21 protein-coding genes are annotated in these 19916 nt (G+C 61.7%); 13 read left to right on the top strand and 8 right to left on the bottom strand.

Annotated features, from left to right (window positions below; translation table 11 throughout):
- Positions 1-48: 48 nt before the first annotated feature.
- The 3 genes from J4E08_RS05575 to accD all read right to left on the bottom strand — a co-directional run bounded on the left by J4E08_RS05575 (position 49) and on the right by accD (position 2757).
- Positions 49-423 carry a hypothetical protein gene (locus J4E08_RS05575; protein WP_344716577.1) on the bottom strand — a complete coding sequence of 125 codons (375 nt, stop codon included), beginning with the start codon at positions 421-423 and terminating at the stop codon, positions 49-51.
- A gap of 99 nt (positions 424-522) precedes the next feature.
- A complete protein-coding gene (locus J4E08_RS05570) occupies positions 523-1797 on the bottom strand; it encodes a bifunctional folylpolyglutamate synthase/dihydrofolate synthase (RefSeq protein WP_349537635.1) in 1275 nt (424 codons plus the stop codon).
- Between the two features lie 21 nt (positions 1798-1818).
- On the bottom strand, positions 1819-2757 hold the full coding sequence (gene accD / locus J4E08_RS05565; protein ID WP_349537634.1) for an acetyl-CoA carboxylase, carboxyltransferase subunit beta: 939 nt from the start codon (positions 2755-2757) through the stop codon (positions 1819-1821).
- A gap of 233 nt (positions 2758-2990) precedes the next feature.
- Here accD and J4E08_RS05560 point away from each other — a divergent pair, with 233 nt between their 5' ends.
- Positions 2991-3941 carry a hypothetical protein gene (locus tag J4E08_RS05560; RefSeq protein ID WP_349537633.1) on the top strand — a complete coding sequence of 317 codons (951 nt, stop codon included), beginning with the start codon at positions 2991-2993 and terminating at the stop codon, positions 3939-3941.
- A gap of 60 nt (positions 3942-4001) precedes the next feature.
- Here the strand turns inward: J4E08_RS05560 and J4E08_RS05555 are convergent, their stop codons facing one another.
- Both J4E08_RS05555 and J4E08_RS05550 read right to left on the bottom strand, forming a co-directional pair.
- On the bottom strand, positions 4002-4901 hold the full coding sequence (locus J4E08_RS05555; RefSeq protein WP_349537632.1) for a CPBP family intramembrane glutamic endopeptidase: 900 nt from the start codon (positions 4899-4901) through the stop codon (positions 4002-4004).
- Positions 4898-5857 carry a fatty acid desaturase family protein gene (locus J4E08_RS05550; protein ID WP_349537631.1) on the bottom strand — a complete coding sequence of 320 codons (960 nt, stop codon included), beginning with the start codon at positions 5855-5857 and terminating at the stop codon, positions 4898-4900. Before J4E08_RS05550 ends, J4E08_RS05555 begins: the two co-directional genes overlap by 4 nt.
- Positions 5858-6033: 176 nt before the next feature.
- On the opposite strand from J4E08_RS05550, the gene J4E08_RS05545 reads away from it, so the two are divergent.
- Positions 6034-6519: a hypothetical protein gene (locus J4E08_RS05545; RefSeq protein WP_349537630.1), complete on the top strand. Its 486-nt coding sequence runs from the start codon at positions 6034-6036 to the stop codon at positions 6517-6519.
- 51 nt (positions 6520-6570) lie between these two features.
- Positions 6571-7506: an AEC family transporter gene (locus tag J4E08_RS05540; protein WP_183962551.1), complete on the top strand. Its 936-nt coding sequence runs from the start codon at positions 6571-6573 to the stop codon at positions 7504-7506.
- Between the two features lie 5 nt (positions 7507-7511).
- Here J4E08_RS05540 and J4E08_RS05535 read toward each other — a convergent pair whose 3' ends face one another.
- Positions 7512-9167, bottom strand: coding sequence for a Y-family DNA polymerase (locus J4E08_RS05535; protein WP_349537629.1), 1656 nt, complete (start codon positions 9165-9167; stop codon positions 7512-7514).
- Between the two features lie 177 nt (positions 9168-9344).
- Here J4E08_RS05535 and J4E08_RS05530 point away from each other — a divergent pair, with 177 nt between their 5' ends.
- A complete protein-coding gene (locus J4E08_RS05530) occupies positions 9345-9647 on the top strand; it encodes an I78 family peptidase inhibitor (protein ID WP_349537628.1) in 303 nt (100 codons plus the stop codon).
- A gap of 9 nt (positions 9648-9656) precedes the next feature.
- On the opposite strand, the gene J4E08_RS05525 is transcribed toward J4E08_RS05530, so the two are convergent.
- Entirely contained in the window at positions 9657-10100 is a 444-nt protein-coding gene (locus J4E08_RS05525; protein WP_349537627.1) for a hypothetical protein, read from the bottom strand.
- A 179-nt stretch (positions 10101-10279) separates the two neighbouring features.
- Between J4E08_RS05525 and J4E08_RS05520 the strand changes: the two genes are divergently transcribed.
- From J4E08_RS05520 to serB, 5 genes are all read left to right on the top strand, one after another.
- Positions 10280-11407: an S-(hydroxymethyl)glutathione dehydrogenase/class III alcohol dehydrogenase gene (locus tag J4E08_RS05520; RefSeq protein ID WP_183962548.1), complete on the top strand. Its 1128-nt coding sequence runs from the start codon at positions 10280-10282 to the stop codon at positions 11405-11407.
- A 468-nt stretch (positions 11408-11875) separates the two neighbouring features.
- Positions 11876-12637, top strand: coding sequence for a potassium channel family protein (locus tag J4E08_RS05515; RefSeq protein WP_183962547.1), 762 nt, complete (start codon positions 11876-11878; stop codon positions 12635-12637).
- Positions 12634-13110 carry a GNAT family N-acetyltransferase gene (locus tag J4E08_RS05510; protein ID WP_349537626.1) on the top strand — a complete coding sequence of 159 codons (477 nt, stop codon included), beginning with the start codon at positions 12634-12636 and terminating at the stop codon, positions 13108-13110. The genes J4E08_RS05515 and J4E08_RS05510 overlap by 4 nt, the downstream gene beginning before the upstream one ends.
- Before the next feature lie 69 nt (positions 13111-13179).
- Positions 13180-13881, top strand: a complete 702-nt coding sequence (locus tag J4E08_RS05505) for an NYN domain-containing protein (RefSeq protein WP_183962545.1) — start codon at positions 13180-13182, stop codon at positions 13879-13881.
- 98 nt (positions 13882-13979) lie between these two features.
- Positions 13980-14834 (top strand): phosphoserine phosphatase SerB, encoded by an 855-nt coding sequence (serB, locus tag J4E08_RS05500; protein WP_349537625.1) that lies wholly within the window; start codon positions 13980-13982, stop codon positions 14832-14834.
- A gap of 159 nt (positions 14835-14993) precedes the next feature.
- On the opposite strand, the gene J4E08_RS05495 is transcribed toward serB, so the two are convergent.
- A complete protein-coding gene (locus J4E08_RS05495) occupies positions 14994-15986 on the bottom strand; it encodes an asparaginase (RefSeq protein ID WP_349537624.1) in 993 nt (330 codons plus the stop codon).
- Positions 15987-16204: 218 nt separating this feature from the next.
- On the opposite strand from J4E08_RS05495, the gene J4E08_RS05490 reads away from it, so the two are divergent.
- The 4 genes from J4E08_RS05490 to J4E08_RS05475 all read left to right on the top strand — a co-directional run bounded on the left by J4E08_RS05490 (position 16205) and on the right by J4E08_RS05475 (position 19755).
- Complete coding sequence (locus J4E08_RS05490; RefSeq protein WP_183962543.1) at positions 16205-16732, top strand: invasion associated locus B family protein; 528 nt, start codon at positions 16205-16207, stop codon at positions 16730-16732.
- Between the two features lie 6 nt (positions 16733-16738).
- Positions 16739-17626 (top strand): 2-dehydro-3-deoxygalactonokinase, encoded by an 888-nt coding sequence (locus J4E08_RS05485; RefSeq protein WP_349537623.1) that lies wholly within the window; start codon positions 16739-16741, stop codon positions 17624-17626.
- A 189-nt stretch (positions 17627-17815) separates the two neighbouring features.
- Complete coding sequence (locus tag J4E08_RS05480) at positions 17816-18490, top strand: ABC transporter ATP-binding protein (protein WP_349537622.1); 675 nt, start codon at positions 17816-17818, stop codon at positions 18488-18490.
- A complete protein-coding gene (locus J4E08_RS05475; RefSeq protein ID WP_349537621.1) occupies positions 18487-19755 on the top strand; it encodes an FtsX-like permease family protein in 1269 nt (422 codons plus the stop codon). Before J4E08_RS05480 ends, J4E08_RS05475 begins: the two co-directional genes overlap by 4 nt.
- Positions 19756-19916 lie beyond the last annotated feature (161 nt).

The raw sequence follows: 19916 nt of genomic DNA, 5'->3' as shown, positions 1-19916 counted from the left end.
TCAACATACACACCATTTGATGATGCCTACCGCCTGCCTCCGCCGACCTCAAATGGAAACGATGTCGAAATCCGGGGAAACACCAAGCCATGTGAGCGCGACGGCCAGGTCGTCAAACACACGGGCGGTCAGCGCCGGAGCGCGCGACAAATCAGCGGCGTAGTTGAGAAGTTCGGAAAGAAAACGCACATCCCGGACGACGAAGGCGGTCATGCATGGAATGACTCTGCTGGCGCTGTCCTGGCGCACCACATCCGCCAACATCATCAGCCCGTCTCGAAACACGGCCAGATCCTCGACGCTGCGCAAATCCTGCAGATGCTTGGTAACGTGGTCGACCTCGGGATGTTGCCGGTAGGCATCGTAGCCTCGCGCCAGATCGCCAACGGTGACACGACCATCCCAGTGCGTAACGAGCATCATGGCGTCTGAGAAACAAGCAAGGCGGAACGGCATTTCGGTACGATCCCTTGCTTAGTTCAGTAAATACGTATTTCTGGCTATTGTATCACCCTTGATGTGTCAACCGTTACGCCTCAGCACTTGCCCGGCTAGATAAAGCGAGCCGCAAATCACCACACGCGCATAAGGCGAAACACCGGAAATATGCGCCAAAGCACTGTTTACGCTTTCTGAAATCGTAGCGTCAAAACCAACCTCGGCGGCGATTGCAGCCGTGTCATCCGCCGAAAGTGTGTTTGCTTCGCCGGGGATCGAAACGGCGAACAGCCCCTCTGCCTGTAGGGAGACTGGCCGCAGAAATCCGCGCGCATCCTTTGTATTCAGCATACCGCAGATCAAATAGGTCGGGCGTTTTTTCAGCGTTGCGAGATGGCGGGCCATCGCCTCTCCCGCGGCTGGGTTGTGCCCGCCGTCAAGCCAAAGCTCTATATTCGGGGCGGCCTCAGACAAAGGCCCGTGGCGCAAGCGTTGCATTCGGGCAGGCCACTTCGCATCCGTCACGGCCCCTTCAAAGGCCGCCTCGCCCACGTTCAGATGGCGCAGAACGGCCAGCGCGGCGCCCGCGTTTTCGATCTGATGCGCGCCGGGCAGCGAGGGCAAAGGCAGGTCCAGCAGTCCGGTTTCGTCTTGATAGATCAGGCGGCCACGCTCTTCGAACGCGTGCCAGTGCTGGCCATGCGCCAACAGCGGCGCACCGAGCCGCGCCGCTTGCGCCTCGATCACTTCGAGCGCCTCATCGGGTTGCGGTCCAACCACGCAAGGAACGCCGCGCTTGATGATGCCGGCCTTTTCGCCTGCGATCTTGGCCAGCGTATCACCAAGGAATTGCTCATGGTCCATCGAGATCGGTGTCAGAACTGTCATGGCGGGCTGGGCCACCACGTTGGTCGCGTCCAACCGCCCACCAAGCCCTGTTTCCAACAGCGTGTAATCGGCAGGCACGCGCGACATGGCCAGCAACCCGGCGCAAGTGGTGATCTCGAAATACGTGATCGACGCACCACCGTTGGCCGCCTCGCATTCGTCCAGCGCGGCCATCAGCGCATCTTCGGAAATCAAATCGCCCGCCAGACGAATGCGCTCGTGAAAGCGCACCAGATGCGGCGAGGTATAGGCATGCACACGCTGACCTGCGGCTTCCAACCCGGCTCGGATCATCGCTTGGGTCGACCCCTTGCCATTGGTGCCTGCGAGGTGGATCACCGGGGGCAGCTTGCGCTCCGGGTGATCCAGCGCCTCAAGCAGGCGCCAGACACGGTCAAGCACAAGGTCAATGACTTTGGGATGCAGCGTCATCAGACGCTCGAGGATCAGGTCAGACCCTTGGGTGTCCATCTCTGGAAATCCTTGACGATATCAGGCCTTCGGGGCGGAGTCCGGCGCGATATTGGCCTCTGGGGACAGCTCTTCCGAGCCGGGTTTGGGCAAGTCACCCCATGTGGGCGGCGGCATCTTCATCAGTTGCCGGCACAGAACGATCAGCTCCTTGCGCATCTCGCGACGGTCGGTGACGCGGTCAAGCATTCCGTGCTCCAGCAGATATTCCGCACGCTGAAAGCCCTCGGGCAGCTTTTCACGGATAGTCTGTTCGATCACACGCGGCCCGGCAAAGCAGATAAGCGCGTTTGGCTCTGCAATCTGAACGTCGCCCAGCATCGCGTAAGACGCCGTCACCCCACCCGTCGTCGGATGTGTCAGCACCACGATGTAGGGCAAACCGGCCTCGCGCAGCATCTGAACGGCCACGGTGGTGCGCGGCATCTGCATCAGGGACAAGATCCCCTCCTGCATCCGCGCGCCGCCAGCGGCAGAAAACAAGATCAACGGACGGCGCAACTTTACAGCCTCTTGCGCTGCGGCAACGATCGCGTTGCCGACATACATGCCCATTGACCCGGCCATGAAGCTGAAATCCTGCGCGGCACAGACAACGGGCGTGCGCCCGATTTCCCCGGCGGCGACCAGCATGGCCTCTTTCTCGCCAGTGGATTTTTGCGCGGCACGCATCCGGTCGGGGTACTTTTTGGAATCTCGGAACTGCAACGGGTCGGCGACAGGCTCCGGCACCGCGACCTCTGCGAAGACACCGCCGTCGAACAGCGACAGGAAACGGTCGCGCGGCGTTATGTTCATGTGATGTGAACAATTCGTGCAGACGTTCAGATTATCGCTGATCTCGCGATGGAACAGCATCGTGCCGCAGTTGTCGCACTTCGACCACAGGTTTTCTGGTATCTCTCGACGGGAAAAAATCGAGTTGATGCGCGGACGGACGTAGTTGGTGATCCAGTTCATGGAGACCCCGATGGTTCAGCTTGGCCCCGCATGTATGCCTGCCTGCGACAAAATGCAATTCGCACATATCGAACACGCGTTTACCCGCCGGAAATTAAATCGCGCCCTATTTGCCACACCAAGAGCGGCCTGACCTGCACCGCCCCCCAAAATCTCTTCCGCACGCCCCCTCAGGGATCTAGAGGCCCGCGATACAGCGCATCCAACGTTCACTTGCGCATGGAGTACGACTAATGAAATCTGTTTACATTCTTTTGGCCGCGACGGCACTTGGCACCACAGCAGCGTCCGCCCAAGAGTTGACCTTTGGTGAGTTCGAAGCCTCTTACGGCGAATTCCGGAACGACGACGCGGGCGATTTCGGCCTGACGACGGTTCATGGTGAAGTCGGTATCGGCTTTGGCGCCGCCGACGCCTGGGTGTCCGGCACCAGCCTGACCATCGACCCCGAAGATGCCAATGGCTCCTTGTCGCTGAAGTTCGGTCAGATCGGCGCAGGCTACACCTTTGGCTCCGCGTTCCGTGCCGACCTGTCGCAAGCAAATGCGTCCATCAGCCTCGGCGGCGTTGGTCTCGATTTGGGCGCACAGGAACTGGGCGTCGCATATGACAACGGCACCTATTTCGGTCGCCTGAGCTACACCCGCCTGGACAACAACGACACCCTTGGCATCGACAGCCTGACCGGTCTGCATGTCGGCTACGTCAGCACCTACGGCGTGACCGCTTCTCTTTCGACTCATATCGTGAACGAAGACCTCAACGTCGACTTCGATCCCCTGACGATCCTTTCGGTGTCCTACGACGCATCGAACTGGTCTGCGAACCTTGATGCTGCGCACATGTCGATCGAAGACGTCGACCTGTCGGCACTCAGCCTCTCTGGCGATTATGCGTTCAACACGCAGTGGATGGCCTACGGTTCCGCGTCCAAGCTCGAAGCTGACGGCATCGGCGCGCCCGTGACGGCGAAATCGCTGCGTGTCGGCGGTGCCTACTCCGTTGGTGCAAATGCAAAACTGTTCGCCGACCTTGGCACGATCAACGTCGAAGGCCTGGGTGACAACGTGAACAACATGCGCGTGGGCATCAACATGAGCATCGGCAACAAGGCCGCCTCGCGCGAAACCACGGTTGACCGCCTGACCGGCGTGTTCGAGCCGGTTGTCGGCTACGACTTCTGATTTCGACAATGTTCGGATCAAACAGACGCGGGGCAGTTCGGCTGCCCCGCGTTTTTCGTTTCAGAGCCTCAGCGCCAGCCGCGCGGCCAGCCAGCTTGCCAGCATCATGGCAAGATCCACGGGCAGGATCGCGGCGACCGCGGCCTCATCCGGTGGCCCGAATGGCAGCCTCGCCAGTGCCAACCCCGACATGTCGCCTTGCATCGAAACCACTGCAATGGCGCCGAAGTTGTTCACCAAGTGCAACGCCATGGCAGGCCCCAAGCTGCCGGAGCGTGCTGTCAGATCCGCTGCGGCCAGCCCGAAAACAAACGCCCAGCCTGTGATCAGCCACGCATTGCTGCCGTAAGTCTCCGGCGCGTGGTGGCCCAATGCGAACAGCAACGAGGGCACGGTCAGCCAGATAACCGGATGGCTGAATCGCGCCGCCAGTTGGCTTTGCAGGTAACCTCGAAACAGCAACTCTTCGGAGCCAGTCTGAACCAGAAGCGCAAGCATCGTCAGCGGAAGTAGTACCACCCACCTCCCCAAAGGCACGCCCGGTGTCGTATCCGAATAGTATGCCCACGGCGGCAGCAGGGCGACCACGACATTCAACACGATCAGCGCGACCGCGACACGCAGGAACTGTGGCCAGAACAGGCCAAGCGGACCGAACAAGCTGGCGGCAGAGCGACGGTTCACCACCTCTGTCGCAACGATGGTGCCAAGGCCCATGGCCCCCATCAGGAAGAGCAGCGCCAAAAGGCCGAAGGGCGTGTCAGAGGTCTCGATCGCCGTGGCAAGCGCGAACGCTGCATCGGGACTGAGAACAACGCCGACCACCGCCATCACCCCACGGGCCAGGCCAAACATTACCACAGCCGCCAGCACAAAGCCCAAAGCAAGACGCCACAACGCGCGGGACGGGCGCGCCGGTGCGGTCAGAATGGCATATCGAGAATAACGCTGGTGGTTCATGCGGGTGGCGCAGGCTTGCTGGCGCTCGCCTGACGCAATACGTCGATATATCCCGGTGCAACAGTCATACGCGTGCTCAGCCCCTTTTGCTGCAAGATGCGATGCAGGCGCGGCAAACGATAGGCAGGCACATGCATGAGTAGATGATGCTCCAGATGATAGTTCACCCAATAAGGCGCGACCAGCAACCTCTCCAAGGGATTGGCCAAAGTGGTGCGCGTGTTCCGAAAAGGATCGTCCGAGGCCTCTACCGCGCCATGTTCGGCGATGTTGCGCACGCGCAGCACCAGCTGGAACCACGTAAGCAAGGGCAACAGCCAGAAGGCCAGCCAGTACCACCATGCCTCCATCGCCCAAAACAGTGCAAACAGGCCGACGTTCACCATCAACGCGCGCCCCAGAACAGGGCCGGAGAACGCCTGCGCAAGATCCTGGCTCGACACGCCGTCCGTTTCCCCCACCAGCCTGAAGGCAAAGGCGATCTGGGCGGCACGTTGTTTGACCCCCGTTTGTCCAGTGAGATCACGGATCAGTTTTCGCCGCAGGGATGCGCGCGTGGTGGGAAAGGGCCTGGACAGTTTCAGGTCCGGGTCGCGGTCCGTTTGCGTGTGGCGGTGATGTTGCAGATGGTAGTGCCGGTAGCTTGCCAGATCCGCAAGGATCGGTCGCCCACAGACCCACGCGCCGACCTGTTCGTTCCAGCGCCGCGTGCGAAACAGGGCGTTATGCGCCGCCTCGTGCATCAAGATCGCCAGCCCTAGCTGCCGCGACCCAATCACCAAGACCGCCAATGCAAAGGTCAACACGCTCGGCCACAGGGTAAACATCCACACGGACCCAAGGATCAGTCCCCAGGCATGAAAAACAAGCCATACGCCCCACAGATCAGAGCGTTGCGACAAAGCACGAATTTCCCCGCGAGATAGCAGGTCGGTGGCGGCTGGCTGTCGGGTCATGGCGGGTCCTCCACCGGGAATGATCCAGAGCGGGCGGCGGCCTGTCAATCTTTGCGTGTATTGACGCGAGGTCGGTGTCTGCGACCATGGCAGTATTGCATTCAAAACCGCGAATCTGATTTTCTTGCCTGATTTACGAGGGCCCCGATGTACTGGGACTTAGAGAAGGGCGAAGAATGCATACACCGGACGTCCGCCCCTCGACCCTGCCCATGGCCTTGCGTAATCTCTATTTCCAATGGCGCGAACTTCAGATCGACGGCCGCTCACCCAAGATGACCGAGTTACAGGTTCATCACCTCGTAGGGTCAGAGCATAGCACAATCCTGACCGAAGCCATTTTCGACGCGGATGGCGCAATCAGCGACTTTATATTTTTGTTCCTCGACACGCATCTGCGCAATGGGCGAACGCAACAGATCCCCGGCAAGGGACTCGCACAGTTGCCGGGCAAAGGTCCCGGCTCCCGCATCTGGGGCGCGCTTGCAGCCTGCATCACCGATGGCGTGCCCCTGCGAGCCAGCTTTCCCTACGTTGGGCCAGACCCTGCGTACGACAAAACATGTGACGTGCTCCTGCCTGTCGCGGATGACACCGGGCGGCATCGCTATGTGCTGACCGGCGTGATCTTTCTGCCCTCATCCGCCCCCAGCATCATCTGAGCCCGCGCGGCGCGCATTGACGCCGCCCTCCCCCATGCTATCGACGTATCCATGTTGGCGATTTTCCTCAAGACACTGCCTTTTTTTGGCCTGATCGGGCTGGGCTACGGCGCGGCGCGCACACGCTTTTTCAGCCCGGAGGCCACGGCTCACCTGACGAAGTTCGTGTTTTATTTCGCCCTGTCGGCCATGCTTTTCAGGTTTTCCGCCAATCTGACCATCGACGAGATCTTTGACCCTAAACTGGCCAGCGCCTACCTCTGGGGCACGACCTTTGCCTATGCCATAGGGATGGGCGTTGCGTTCTGGCGGCGACAAGACGCCTGCACTGCCGCGATCGAGGCACAGTGTGCGGCCATCGGCAACACCGGCTTTCTTGGCGTGCCCATGCTGGCGCTTTTGTTGGGACAAGAGGCCGTCGGCCCCATCATCCTGGTGCTATCCATCGACCTGATCGTGTTTTCCTCGGCGCTGACGCTGATCGTCACCGGCGCACGCGAAGGCACCATGTCCCTGCGGGTCTTTCGCAATCTCGGCATTGGCCTGCTGAAGAACCCGATGGTTGTCTCGATTGCACTGGGGCTGGGCGTGTCGGCGACGGGGCTGGGGTTACATGATGTGCTGGACAGCTTCTTTGCCACGCTGGGCGCCGCCGCTACGCCGGGCGCGCTGTTCGCGATAGGAGCCTCGCTTGCGGGAAAAAGCGCGGAAAAGCTGCAAGTTGCCGCCTGGCTGTCCTTTGCCAAGCTGATCCTGCACCCGCTGTTCGTGGCCATCGGCGTCTACATCCTGTTCCCGGTGGATGCGTATCGCGCCTCGGTTCTGATCGCCGCCGCTTCGCTGCCGGTGGCGGGGAATGTGTTCATCCTCGCCCAGCATTATGGTGTCGCGCCGCAGCGCGTGTCTGCCTCCATTCTGATCTCCACCGCCGCCAGCATCGTGACGGTCAGCGCCATCATCGCCGCTGTCGCGGTGCAGGCGCCCTGACCCGCTCAGGCAAAAGCGCCCTGACAGAACCAGCCCGACGACAGTGCCCCGCCATGGGCGTAGAATAGCCAAAGCCGATCGCCGCGAGTCGTGATCACATCCCAGTAGTCGCGCGGACCCGACCGCCAATCAGGGTCCTCCAGCCACCATTCCGGAGCGATGCGCTCAGGGCCACGCGCAGTGGCCGCCTGCCAGTCTCGTCCCCGCCAGCGAAACTGCTCTGAAATATGCGGACTGTCCGGGGCGGTCACAGGCTCTGGCCGCCACATCAGCAACGGCCGCGGGCGGTCATCCTCCGGCCAGTCCTCTGTCGGATCCGTCCACGCGGCAGGCACGATTTTCCACATCTTTTCGGGAATTTGGCTGTCAGCCGGGTGATGGCGTGTAATCGCCTCCATCCCCAGACGTGCACCAAGGCGGCCAATCAGATCCTCGATCCCCCGCGTGCCATCGCGACGGTGCATAGCCTGCGCGGTGGCCTCGGCGTGACCTGCCACCGTGCGCGCATGGATCCGTTCGGTCTGCACCGCCTCCAGCCGCAGCATGTCGATGCCGGGCCCGGCCTCCAGCTCCGGGATCTTGAGTTGGATCAGCGGCATGATCCGGTCCGACGACTGCACGGCATTGGCCAGCGTCAGCCCCTGCCAATGCATCGTGTGATCACAACGATAGACTTCCAGCCGCAGGACGCGCACGCCGCGCCCTCGCACTGTCAGCCGCGCGCATAGACGGTCGACCATTCGGGCAAAACCTTCGGTCACATCCGCCTCCAACCCGATGGGATCAGGAAAGGACAGCCGAAAGGTGAACCGCTCCGCTGGGGCAGCCGGGGTGATCGGCTCAGGCGCGCTGCCGACGGCCTGATCCAAACGTTCCAGAAGCCCCCGGCCAAAGCGCCGCGCGAGGCTGGCGCGCGGCTGTTTCAGCAAATCTCCGATCTGACGCAGGCCCACACGGATCAACCCCTCCTGCATATGCGGGGACAGGCGCAATGCGGCAACGGGCAAGGGGGCCAACGCCGACCAAGCGGCGCCAGATCCGGCAATGCGCGTATCTCCCGCAGGGCGCGCGGTCAGGCCCGGCAGGGTGCCGCCCCGCTCCCAATGGCGTCGTTTTCCAGCCTTGGCACGGGTGGCCGGGGCCTCTTGGTCGATGGCATCTCCGCTACGTGCATGGCTTTGATCCCCCTTGGAAAATCGCGCCAAGGCCCAGGCCGCTCCCAGCGTATCCGCCAGCCCGGTGCGCACCGTCAGCCCCATATCCCTACACTCCTGCGTGACCTGATCGCACAGTTGCACCTCGTCACCGAACAGATGCGTGCAGCCGGTGAGGTCGATCACCAGCGCATCTGGGGGCTGCGCCGCCACCCAAGGCGAGAACTTGCCGGCCCAGCGATGCAGCGCGCTAAGAAAGGCCTCTTCACTATGCGGACAGGCGGGGCGCGTGAGCAGCCCGGCACAGACCGCGTGAGCATCCCGCAACGGCTGGCCCGGATAGAGCCCCGCCGAACTGGCAACCTCATTCAGCGCCCCCACGGTCTGGGCGTTGCCCTCATGCATAATTGTAGCGAGCGGCACCGCGCGCAGATGAGGCTCCGACCGCTGCCAGCGCTCGGCACCAAGGCGGGGAAACCAGAGCGAAAGGATACGACGTTCAGACATGGCGGCAGCAATTTGTTCCCTATTTGTTCTATACGGATTCGCGCTTACGAGTCGAGTCCCGGCCGTAGCACCCCGTTCTGGTGTGAGCGTACAACAGGCAAACTCCTGCCAAGATGAACCGCGCAGCTTGGCAAGCTAACCAAACCAGCGCATTTCTTTTTCCAAAGGAGAAACGAGATGATCCATAGCTTGGCTGCCGTTCTGATTGGCGCAACCCTTCTGCCGAACCTTGGTGCCCCGAATGGCAAGAACGTGCTGCCCGTTATGGGTGCTCAGCAAAGCGAAAAGCTGCCAGATGCCACCTGCCCTGCCGGCAATTTTTCCGACCTTGTCGGGCAACCCGCCAGCGCCGCCGAGGACATCCCCGATCCGAAGCGCATCCTGCCGCGCGGCGCTATGAAGACAGAGGATTTCCGCCCACACCGCACCAACGTGTTTCTTGATGAGAATGACCTGATCGAACGATTGAACTGCGGTTAAATGCCCCAATCAGGCCGAGCGACGTGTCATGCCAGATAGACTGTCGCGCAACGCGGCCTCTTCTGCATGGCGGTCAGACAGATCATCAATCTCTTGCGAAAGCTGCTGACGCCCGGATTTAGCCGCGTGACGCATCGCATCGGCCAACTGCCTGGATAGCACGTCGCTGGCCTGCCGTGCCTGCATGCTGAAGTGCAATTCCGCATGATCAAGCGCCAACATGGCCTCCCGTCGCCGGGCAATTCGGGCGTATAGACGTTCCTCTGGCCCGCAATCGAACATCAGCAACGCGTAAAGCACTCCCAAACGCGCAGCGTCATCGCAATGCGCAGCGACATCCTCACGCAGTGTATCAGGTCGATTGGCCACGGAAAGCCGCTGGGCCAGATGGACGGCCGCCTCTTCTGAACAGGTATGCGCGCTGTCAACAGGAATACGGGATGAAACGGTCATGGCGCCTCCGGCACTGGTTGCCCTTCGACACTCCTCGGCAAGTTCAAAGATTCGGTTAATGGTCTCGGGCGCAGCAAGCGGGCATGCCGGAAAGAACCCCACAGAGGTCGGTCAACCGGTTGCGACTGCCAGTCCGGTGACGCATTGTCCGCCCGAAAGAATGTGACAGGAGAAATCGCATGCGTACACGCGCCGCCGTGGCCCTGGAGGCCGGCAAACCGCTTGAGGTTATGGAAGTTGAACTGGATGGCCCGAAGGCGGGCGAGGTTCTGGTTGAGATCAAGGCCACCGGCCTGTGCCACACCGACGAATTCACCCGCTCGGGCGACGATCCGGAGGGCATCTTTCCGGCGATTCTGGGCCATGAAGGCGCAGGCGTCGTGCTTGAGGTCGGCGAGGGCGTCACCACGCTGAAGCCGGGAGATCACGTAATCCCGCTGTACACTCCGGAATGCCGCGAATGCGCCTCCTGCCTGTCGGGCAAGACCAACCTGTGTACCGCCATCCGCAACACGCAAGGCAAGGGCCTGATGCCCGACGGCACCACGCGCTTCAAGATGTTGGATGGTACGCCAATTCATCACTACATGGGCTGTTCCACCTTCGCCAATCACACGGTGATGCCGGAAATCGCCCTGGCAAAGGTGCGCGAGGACGCTCCCTTCGACAAGATCTGCTACATCGGCTGCGGCGTCACCACCGGCATCGGTGCGGTGATTAACACGGCGGGTGTTGAGATTGGGTCAACGGCGGCGGTCTTTGGCCTCGGCGGGATCGGTCTGAACGTCATCCAGGGCCTGCGCATGGCGGGCTGTGACAAGATCATCGGCGTCGATCTGAACGACGACAAGGCTGAAATGGCGAAGAAATTCGGCATGACGCATTTTGTTAACCCCTCCAAGGTAGACAACACGGTGCAGGCCATCGTCGACCTCACCAAGACGGAGAAAGACCACCTAGGCGGCGTCGATTACTCCTTCGATGCGACCGGCAACGTGAAGGTCATGCGTGACGCGCTGGAATGCTCGCACCGCGGATGGGGCGTGTCGGTCATCATCGGCGTGGCCCCGGCGGGTGCGGAGATTTCGACCCGTCCGTTCCAGCTGGTCACCGGCCGCGTCTGGAAGGGTACAGCCTTTGGCGGCGCCAAGGGCCGGACCGATGTGCCGAAATTCGTCGACTGGTACATGGACGGCAAGATCGAGATCGACTCAATGATCACCCACAAGCTGACATTGGACGAGATCAACCACGGCTTCGAACTGATGCACAAAGGCGAATCCATCCGCGCCGTCGTCGAGTTCTGAGGACACCTGCACGTTTGGGGGAGGGCAACCTGCCCCAAACACAACGGCTGTAGGTTTAAGCCGCCGGCCATTCCCGACGTGATACCCCCAGCACCCTCCATCGGGTCACGACCAGTTGCCCCAATCCGGCAAAGGCAGGCGCGTGAGGATGAAGGGCTTCGCCGATATTCGCAGCAGGTTTGGGACACATATCCCGACGCTGTTGCCCAGCTGAGCACCTATGCGCAGGGTCCGAAACACAATGGAAACGTACCAACACCAACTTAGAGTGCCTGACACATAGCTCAAATCTCGGGCCCGCTGACGGCACACATTGGCGAAGCGCCGTTGGACCGTACGTATGATCCGGCCAGTCAGCTTTCGGGCGACCGAGTGGTCATGCCACTGCGCGCCCGGCAGAAGCGCATTGAAACCTGCCGCAGGACCAACCAAAGTTCGGGCCGCGCGCCATCAGGACCGGAGGACCACATGAGAAACAAGATTCGCGCCCTCTATATGGGGGAAAGCGATGCGGCCCACCGTTTCCGATACGCGCTGCTTGCCTTCGATATTCTCACGATACTCTTCGTGATCGCCACATCCTTTAGCCAGCATGGACCCGTCGTGGAGGCAATCGACGTCATTTTCGGCCTGCTGATCCTATCCGAATTTGGCCTGCGGGTCTGGATTTCGAGAAACCGGATGCGGCTGTTCACACGGTTGACCACCCTGGCAGACATCATAGCGATCGGCTCTTTTCTTGCACCACTGGCAGGGGAGGGCCTGGGCTTCCTGCGCGTGCTGCGCACCCTGCGGCTGCTGCACACCTACCATTTGGGCGAACAGCTGCGCCGAGATATTCCCTACATTCGAAGACATGCTGACGTGGCGTTGGCTGTCACCAACCTTGGGGTGTTCATCTTTGTCATGACAGGTCTGGTCTACGCCACGCAGTACCGGGTAAATCCGGAGATCGAAAACTACGCCGACGCATTGTATTTCACGGTCACCGCGCTGACGACCACCGGATTTGGCGACATCACCTTGCCCGGCACGGTGGGTCGGATGATTTCTGTCCTGGTCATGCTGTTCGGGATCACCTTGTTCTTGCGGCTGGTGCAGGTGCTGTTCCGCCCCAACAAGGTGCGCTGCGAATGCGAGAACTGCGGGCTGATCCTGCATGACGCCGACGCAGTTCACTGCAAACACTGCGGAGAGATCATGAACATCAAGACCGAGGGGGTCGTATGATCCGCGCAGCAACCACCGCGGACCGCGATGTCGTCTGGTCCATTCTCGAACCCGTGTTTCGCGCGGGCGACACCTATGCGGTCGACCCTGACATCAGTCGCGAAGACGCGCTGAGCTATTGGTTCGGACCGGAACGGCGTGTTTTCGTCTATGATGACGGGGACATCCTCGGCACATATTACATCGTCAGGAATCAGAAGGGCGGCGGTTCGCATGTTTGCAACTGTGGGTATGTCACCGCAGACGCGGCGCGGGGCAAAGGCATTGCCCGAGCAATGCTGGCCCATTCGCTGGAGATCGCGGCGCAGCTGGGCTTCCGCGCGATGCAGTACAACTTCGTGCTGGAAAGCAACAAACGCGCTGTCGAAACGTGGCTGCGCGCCGGCTTCGAGACTGTGGGCCGCCTGCCCGGCGCCTTCGCACATCCAACCCAGGGCGACATAGACGCGCTCGTGATGTACCGCCGATTATAACAACACCAGTTCGCTAATCCCCGTGGACGTGCTACCTGCCCGATTGACACGACACCCAACGGAGGCTTCATGCCCAAAGATACCAGACTGCTGGCCGTTCTGATTGATGGCGACAATGCTTCGCCGAAATACGCCAAGTCGCTTTTCGAAGAGATCGCCTCCATGGGGGAAGCCTCGGTCCGGCGGGTTTACGGCGATTTTGCCAGCCAGCAGATGAACGGGTGGAGCCGGGTTGCCGCAGAATATGGCCTCGTGCCTCTGCACTCACCTGCCAACACGGTCGGGAAGAACGCCTCTGACATCGCTTTGGTGATTGATGCAATGGACCTGATGCACACCGGGCGCTTTGACGGTTTTGTGCTCGTGAGCTCGGACAGCGATTTCACCCGTCTGGCGAGCCGCATCCGGGAACAAGGGCTCGATGTCTTCGGTATGGGTATGCAGAAAACGCCCGACGCGTTCCGCAAGGCGTGCAAACGCTTCATCTACTTGGAAAACATCGACAACACGCCCGAGGAAGCCAAGGAAAAGACGACCGACAAGCGCCCGCTGACAGAAGCGCGCGACCTGATCTTTCGGGCCATGGACAGCATAGACGGCGACGATGAATGGTACCGTCTGGGCGACATCGGGCAGGTGATTACGGCGGCCAACCCGGACTTCGACACGCGCACCTATGGTAAGCGCAAGCTGTCGGATCTGGTCAAGGCGCTCAAGGTGTTTGAGACGCGCACCGAGCACAGCCAGTTGCTTTTGCGTCGGGTCGACTGACCGGGACCGCAACATGCTGCGTCACGCGACAATGACCGCCTCTGGCCCTTTGTCGCGTTCTGTGCTTGATGCGGCGCAAACGCCTCATGGAGTCCGTCATGTTCATTGCCTCGCTGATCGCCAAACCCGGAACACTTGACCCCGCGCTGGTGGAAAGCTTGCGCAATGCTTTTGGCGGGGCCGATGTGGTCTGGCTGGCGCCGGACGAGGCGGCGGAATTTGCCCTGCCTGCGCGTCCTTCGAACTTTGACGAGGTGCGCGACAGCGTTGCGGCTCAGGCCGATCTGAACATCGTGCCCATCGAAAATCGCGCCAAGAAGATGCTGCTGGCGGACATGGATTCCACCATGATCCAACAGGAGTGCATCGACGAACTGGCCGAGGAAGCGGGCGTCGGCGCGCATGTCAAAGACATCACCGCGCGCGCCATGAACGGCGAACTGGATTTCGAGGGCGCGCTGATCGAACGTGTCGCCCTGCTGAAGGGCCTGCCCGAAAGCGTGATCGACAAGGTTGTCGCCGACCGCATCACTCTCATGCCCGGCGGCAAGGAATTGATCGCGCAGATGCATGCAAACGGCGGCCACGCGGCGTTGGTGTCTGGCGGCTTCACAGCCTTTACACAGAGGGTTTCCGCACTGTTGGGGTTTGACGAAAACCGCGCCAACACGTTGGTCATCGCGGACGGCGAGTTGACGGGCGAGGTCGGACGCCCGATCCTGGGCAAACAGGCCAAGGTCGATGCGCTGGAGCAGATAACCGAACGGCTAGAAATCACCGAGGCCGACGTGATCGCGGTGGGGGACGGGGCCAATGACCTTGGCATGTTGAACCGTGCGGGCATGGGTGTCGCCCTGCACGCAAAACCTTCGGTTCAGGCGAAATGCGATCTGCGCATCAATCACGGCGATCTCACCGCGCTGCTTTACCTCCAAGGCTACGCAAAACCTTAACGTCGGACCGCCGCGATTGAACAAAGCGCCTCACGGGTGTCAGCAAAGCACTCCCGTGATCCAAGGCGTGCCATGAGACCTCTCCCGACCAAGGGACCCTACGGCTTATTGCGCCTTAGGCAATAAAACATATCCGATTGTCCGGCTTGGCTGACGCAGTCAGAACACATCAGCCTTGGGGCGGATCTCGCCGGTTACGGTCTTGGCAAAATTGCGGATCTCGGGGTTCATGAAGCGCTTCACATCCGGATGGTCGGCGTCCAGCACACCAAGGCGAACCAGCAGCGCCGCAATGGCGCAGTCAGAAGCGCGCGTTGCGCCATCGACAATCTTCAGCGAAATGCCAAGCCCGCGCTCTGGCAGGATGGCAATGAAATAGCCCTCGGCACCGGTCTTGATCGCCACAGGCTCTTTGGCCGCCTGCATCAAATGGGTGCAGGCGCGCCCTTGGCCCGCCACAAGCACCGGATGCGCAATCATCGCCTGCGTCAGCCGCGAGGCCGCGCGCGACAGAACATCCCCGCGCGTCCCGGCGCTGGCAAAGAACGCCATCGCGCGCGCCATGCCATGCATCGTGGTGGCGAAATTCGGCGCCGAGCAGCCGTCTATGCCGTAACCCGGTGTTTCCTGCCCTGTAACCTCCTCGAACACCGATTTGATTGCACGCTGTACAGCTTGGTCCGGGCAGCAATAGTCAGGTCCGGCGCCCAAATGCTTGGCCAGCGTCAGGAAACCCGCGTGCTTGCCGGAGCAGTTGTTCATCAGGCGACGCGGCGCTTCGTCGCGCCGGATCATGCCGAGACGCAAATCCTTGTCGCGGGAAGGTTCCGCACCACAGATCAGATCCTCTTCGCTGCGGCCAATGTCGGAAAGCCACGCGGCCACGGCGTCATTGTGCAGCGGTGCGCCCTGGTGGGACGCACATGACAGGGCCAGCCGTTCGGTCGACAGTCCGTGCGCATCCGCTGCGCCTGACGCCACCAAAGGCAACGCCTGCAACATCTTGGCCGAACTGCGCGGCAGGATCTGCTGGTCGGGATCGCCCCACGACTCGACCACCTCGCCGCTGGCGTCGCAAATCACCGCATGGCCGAAATGCCGGCTTTCGGCCAATGGTCCCCGGACGACCTCTACCATCTCCACTGCGCTCATGATCTGCCCCTTTTTTCCGAGTGCGCCCCCATATCCGGGGGACAAAGGATGCACCTTAGAACCCTGAGCGAGTTTCTGCCAACAGGGCTTTCTCATTTCCGTTTTTTCAGGCTAAAGTCCCGCCGTCGAGAGAATATACCGCCACAGTGTCGGACAAGGTCGGGACAGGGCCAGGCACGCGGTTGGTTTGGGGCTAAAGACAGCTGGAGGCTGCACGAATGAAATCTCACTTTGGTCGGATGGTTGCTGCGGCTGCTTTGACGCTGGTCGCTTCTTTTGCGCAGGCACAGGAAAGCAGCACGAACCGCGTTGACGCCATGACCGACTGGTCGGTGTTCGAAGGACAAGACCCACGCGAATGCTGGGCCGTGACCACCTACAAGGAAATGCTCAACACCAAGGATGGCCGCGAGGTCGCCGTGACGCGGGGCGAAATCCTGTTGATGGTGTTCTATCGCCCCGGCGCTGATGTGCAGGGACAGGTGGCCTTTACCGGCGGCTATCCCTTTGCACCGGGATCGACTGTGAACGTCAAAGTCGATGACAGCGAATTCGAAATGTACACAGAGGGCGAATGGGCCTGGCCTGCGACACCGCAAGACGACTCAAAGCTCATCACGCAGATGAAGCGCGGCGCATCTGCCGTTCTCACCGCCGTGTCGGCGCGTGGGACCAAGACGCAGGACACCTTCTCTCTGCTCGGTTTCACCGCCGCAGTTGAAGACGCCGAAAAACGCTGCAGCTGACACGACATGACCGCGCCAGAGTGGATCGCCGTCGATTGGGGCACCTCGCATGTGCGGGTCTGGGCCATGAATGGCGCGACCGTTCTGGCCCGGCGCGACAGCGATCAGGGCATGGGCCGCCTGCACGCCTCTGAGTTCGAGGCCGCATTACTTTCCCTGCTCGGCGATTGGCTGGACACCGCGCCCGCGCCTTTGCCTGTCGTGATTTGCGGCATGGCCGGGGCACGTCAGGGCTGGCATGAAGCGCCATACATCCCCGTCCCATGCGAAGTGCCGGTTCATGGCGTGGCGGTCCCCACCAAGGATGCGCGCCTGAACGTGCGCATTCTGCCGGGTCTGTCACAAGCCAAGCCCGCCGATGTGATGCGCGGCGAAGAAACCCAGATCGGCGGTTTTCTGGCCAGTCACGCGGACTTCGACGGTGTGCTTTGCCTCCCCGGCACGCACACCAAATGGGCGCATATCAGCGCGCGCGAGGTTGTCTCCTTCCGGACCTTCATGACGGGAGAGATGTTTGCCCTGCTGTCACAGCAATCGGTGCTGCGGTTTTCCACGGCCGATGGCTGGAATGAGGCCGCGTTTCTTGATGGCGTGGCCGACGGCATGGGCCGCCCTGCGGGGTTCGCGGCGGAGCTGTTCAGCCTTCGCGCCCGCGACTTGCTGGAAGACCCCCCAAAGGGCCACGCCCGAGCCCGCTTGTCCGGTCTTTTGATCGGGCTGGAGCTGGCCGGATCCCGCCCCTACTGGCTGGGCCAGGACGTTGTCGTGCTGAGCGACGATTCGTTGGGGCAAGCCTATGTCGCAGCTTTGGACGCGCAGGGTGCAGTGGTGCGCAGTGCGGCCACCGAGGGCGTGACATTGGCCGGTTTGGTCACCGCTTTCAAAGCAGGCTGAACTTCGCCGCTCGGGGACATCACCTCGCTTGCGGCGCGTTATGAAATAACAGTACATGTCGTCCATGATTTGGGCGCTGAACGGATCGTCCGACCGCTTTCGTCGCGTTGTTCCCATTCAATACTGCGGCAACGCGACAAGCGGGCGACCGGTTTGCAGCCGCCCCTGAATGAGACAAAAGGATATCCGATGACACTCGGACTAACTCTGACCGACCTCTGCGTGAATGGCTCCGGTGGCCGTGTCCTGGTCCAGGCCGCGGACCTGAATGTGCCACCGGGCACCTTACTCGGGATCACCGGCGCATCCGGGGCGGGAAAGACAACGCTGCTGCATGCAATTGCCGGGATTGTGCCGTCGGAAGGCAGCATTCGTTGGGGCGAGACAGATTTTTCCAAACTATCCGACCACGCCCGCACCGCCTTTCGGGCACGCAACATGGGCATGGTGTTTCAAGATTTCCTGCTGTTCGACGACCTCTCTGCCCACGACAACGCCCGTCTCGCGGCCATGTTCGCGCCGCACACCGAACGCGCAGAGATCACCGACCGGGCAAAACAGCACCTGAGTGAACTTGGCCTGACCGACCCGGAACGCCACGTCGCCAGCTACTCTGGTGGAGAACGGCAACGCGTCGCTCTCGCACGCGCCTTGGCAGCAGATCCCGCTGTCGTTCTGGCCGATGAACCCACCGCCGCACTGGACCGCAGTGCTGCGGACCGCGTCATCCACGACCTAGTCGCGGCGTGTCGCGAAAGGGGGCGCACACTGATCGCCATCAGTCATGACACGCATCTGCTCGACGCGATGGACAGGGTTGTGCATGTGACAGATGGGCACCTGGCGGCACAGGTTCCGGCATGATTGTCCTGCTGCTGACGCCTATTGTTCTGGTCGCCGTTCTGCTCTGCCGCGGGTATGCGCCGGGTCCCTTGGTTCGCGCGCTGCTGTGGCGGTATCGGTTGGTGAACTGCCTGTTTGGCGGGCTGATTGCCGTGGCTCTGGCCATGGGCATTGCCGTGTTGGCGCAAGAGCGCGGCCTCCGCGAAGGCAGCGCACAGGCCGCAGACGGCTTTGATCTGGTGGTCGGCACGCCGGGCTCGGAAATGGATCTGATGCTGGCGAGCGTATACCTTCAACCCTCCCGCGTGGGGCTGCTGGACGGCGACCGCTTTGCCAGTATTGCCGAAGATCCACGGGCCCAACTGGCCGCGCCGCTGGCTTTTGGCGACAGCCATGACGGCGCCCCCGTCGTTGGCACGGTGGCGGATTTCGTGACCCACCTTGCGCACGGCGCGGTGCAAGGACGCCTGTTCGCCAACACGTCTGAGGCCGTCGTGGGCGCAAGATCCGACCTGCACATCGGTGACCATTTTCACCCCAGCCACGGGCACGGCCACGGCGCAGACCACGATGCACATGAAGGCGTTGAATTCGAGGTGGTCGGTCGTCTCCCCCTCACCGGAACGCCGTGGGACCAAGCCGTCATCGTGCCTATCGAAGCCGTGTGGGAGACACATGGCCTTGCAAATGGACACGGGGCCGAGGAAGGCACGCGCATCGGAGCGCCGTTTGATCCCGCGCTGTTCCCCGGCACACCCGCTGTGGTGGTGGTGCCGCGCGGCATGGGCGCGGCCTACGGCCTGCGCACCACGCTGAACCAAGCTGACGACATGATGGCAATCCTGCCCGGCGCGGTACAGGCAGAATTGTACCGACTGATGGGGGACGCGCGGCAGGCCGTGACCGTTCTGACCAGCGTGACCCAAGGCTTGGTTGTCCTTGCAGTGCTGGTCAGCCTGATGATTCTGTCGCGACTGTTCCAGCGCCAGCTGGCAATGCTGCGCGCGGTGGGGGCGCCCATGCGCTTTGTTCTAAGCGTCGTCTGGGGGCATGCCGCTGTGCTTCTGAGCATCGGCACCGTGCTGGGCGTTCTGCTGGGCTACGGCGCGGCGGCAGTGTTGAGCAGCGTACTCACGGCACACACCGGGGTGCACGTGCCCGCGACCCTGGGCGTGACCGAGTTGCGCCTTGCGGCCGGTTTTCTGTCCGCCGCCGCAGTGGCTGCGCTGATTCCCGCGTGGTGGGCTGCACGCACGCCAGTCGCCGAGGCACTGCGTCGCAATTGAACTGCGCAAGGGCGCGGCGGGCGAACAATCGGCGCCCCGCCGCGCCCTTTGCGACCCTTGATCGCGCGTATTGTGCGGCCGCGCGGTCGATGCCGCACCCCCACCACGCACCCCGACAAAGGGAGAGGTGCCGCGTCCGCCATCAAGCGACCGGCACAGCA

The sequence above is a fragment of the Sagittula sp. NFXS13 genome, from assembly GCF_040148795.1.
Classification (GTDB): domain Bacteria; phylum Pseudomonadota; class Alphaproteobacteria; order Rhodobacterales; family Rhodobacteraceae; genus Sagittula; species Sagittula marina.
Note: the sequence above shows the minus strand (reverse complement) of the source record. Positions and strands in the feature narration are given on the sequence as shown.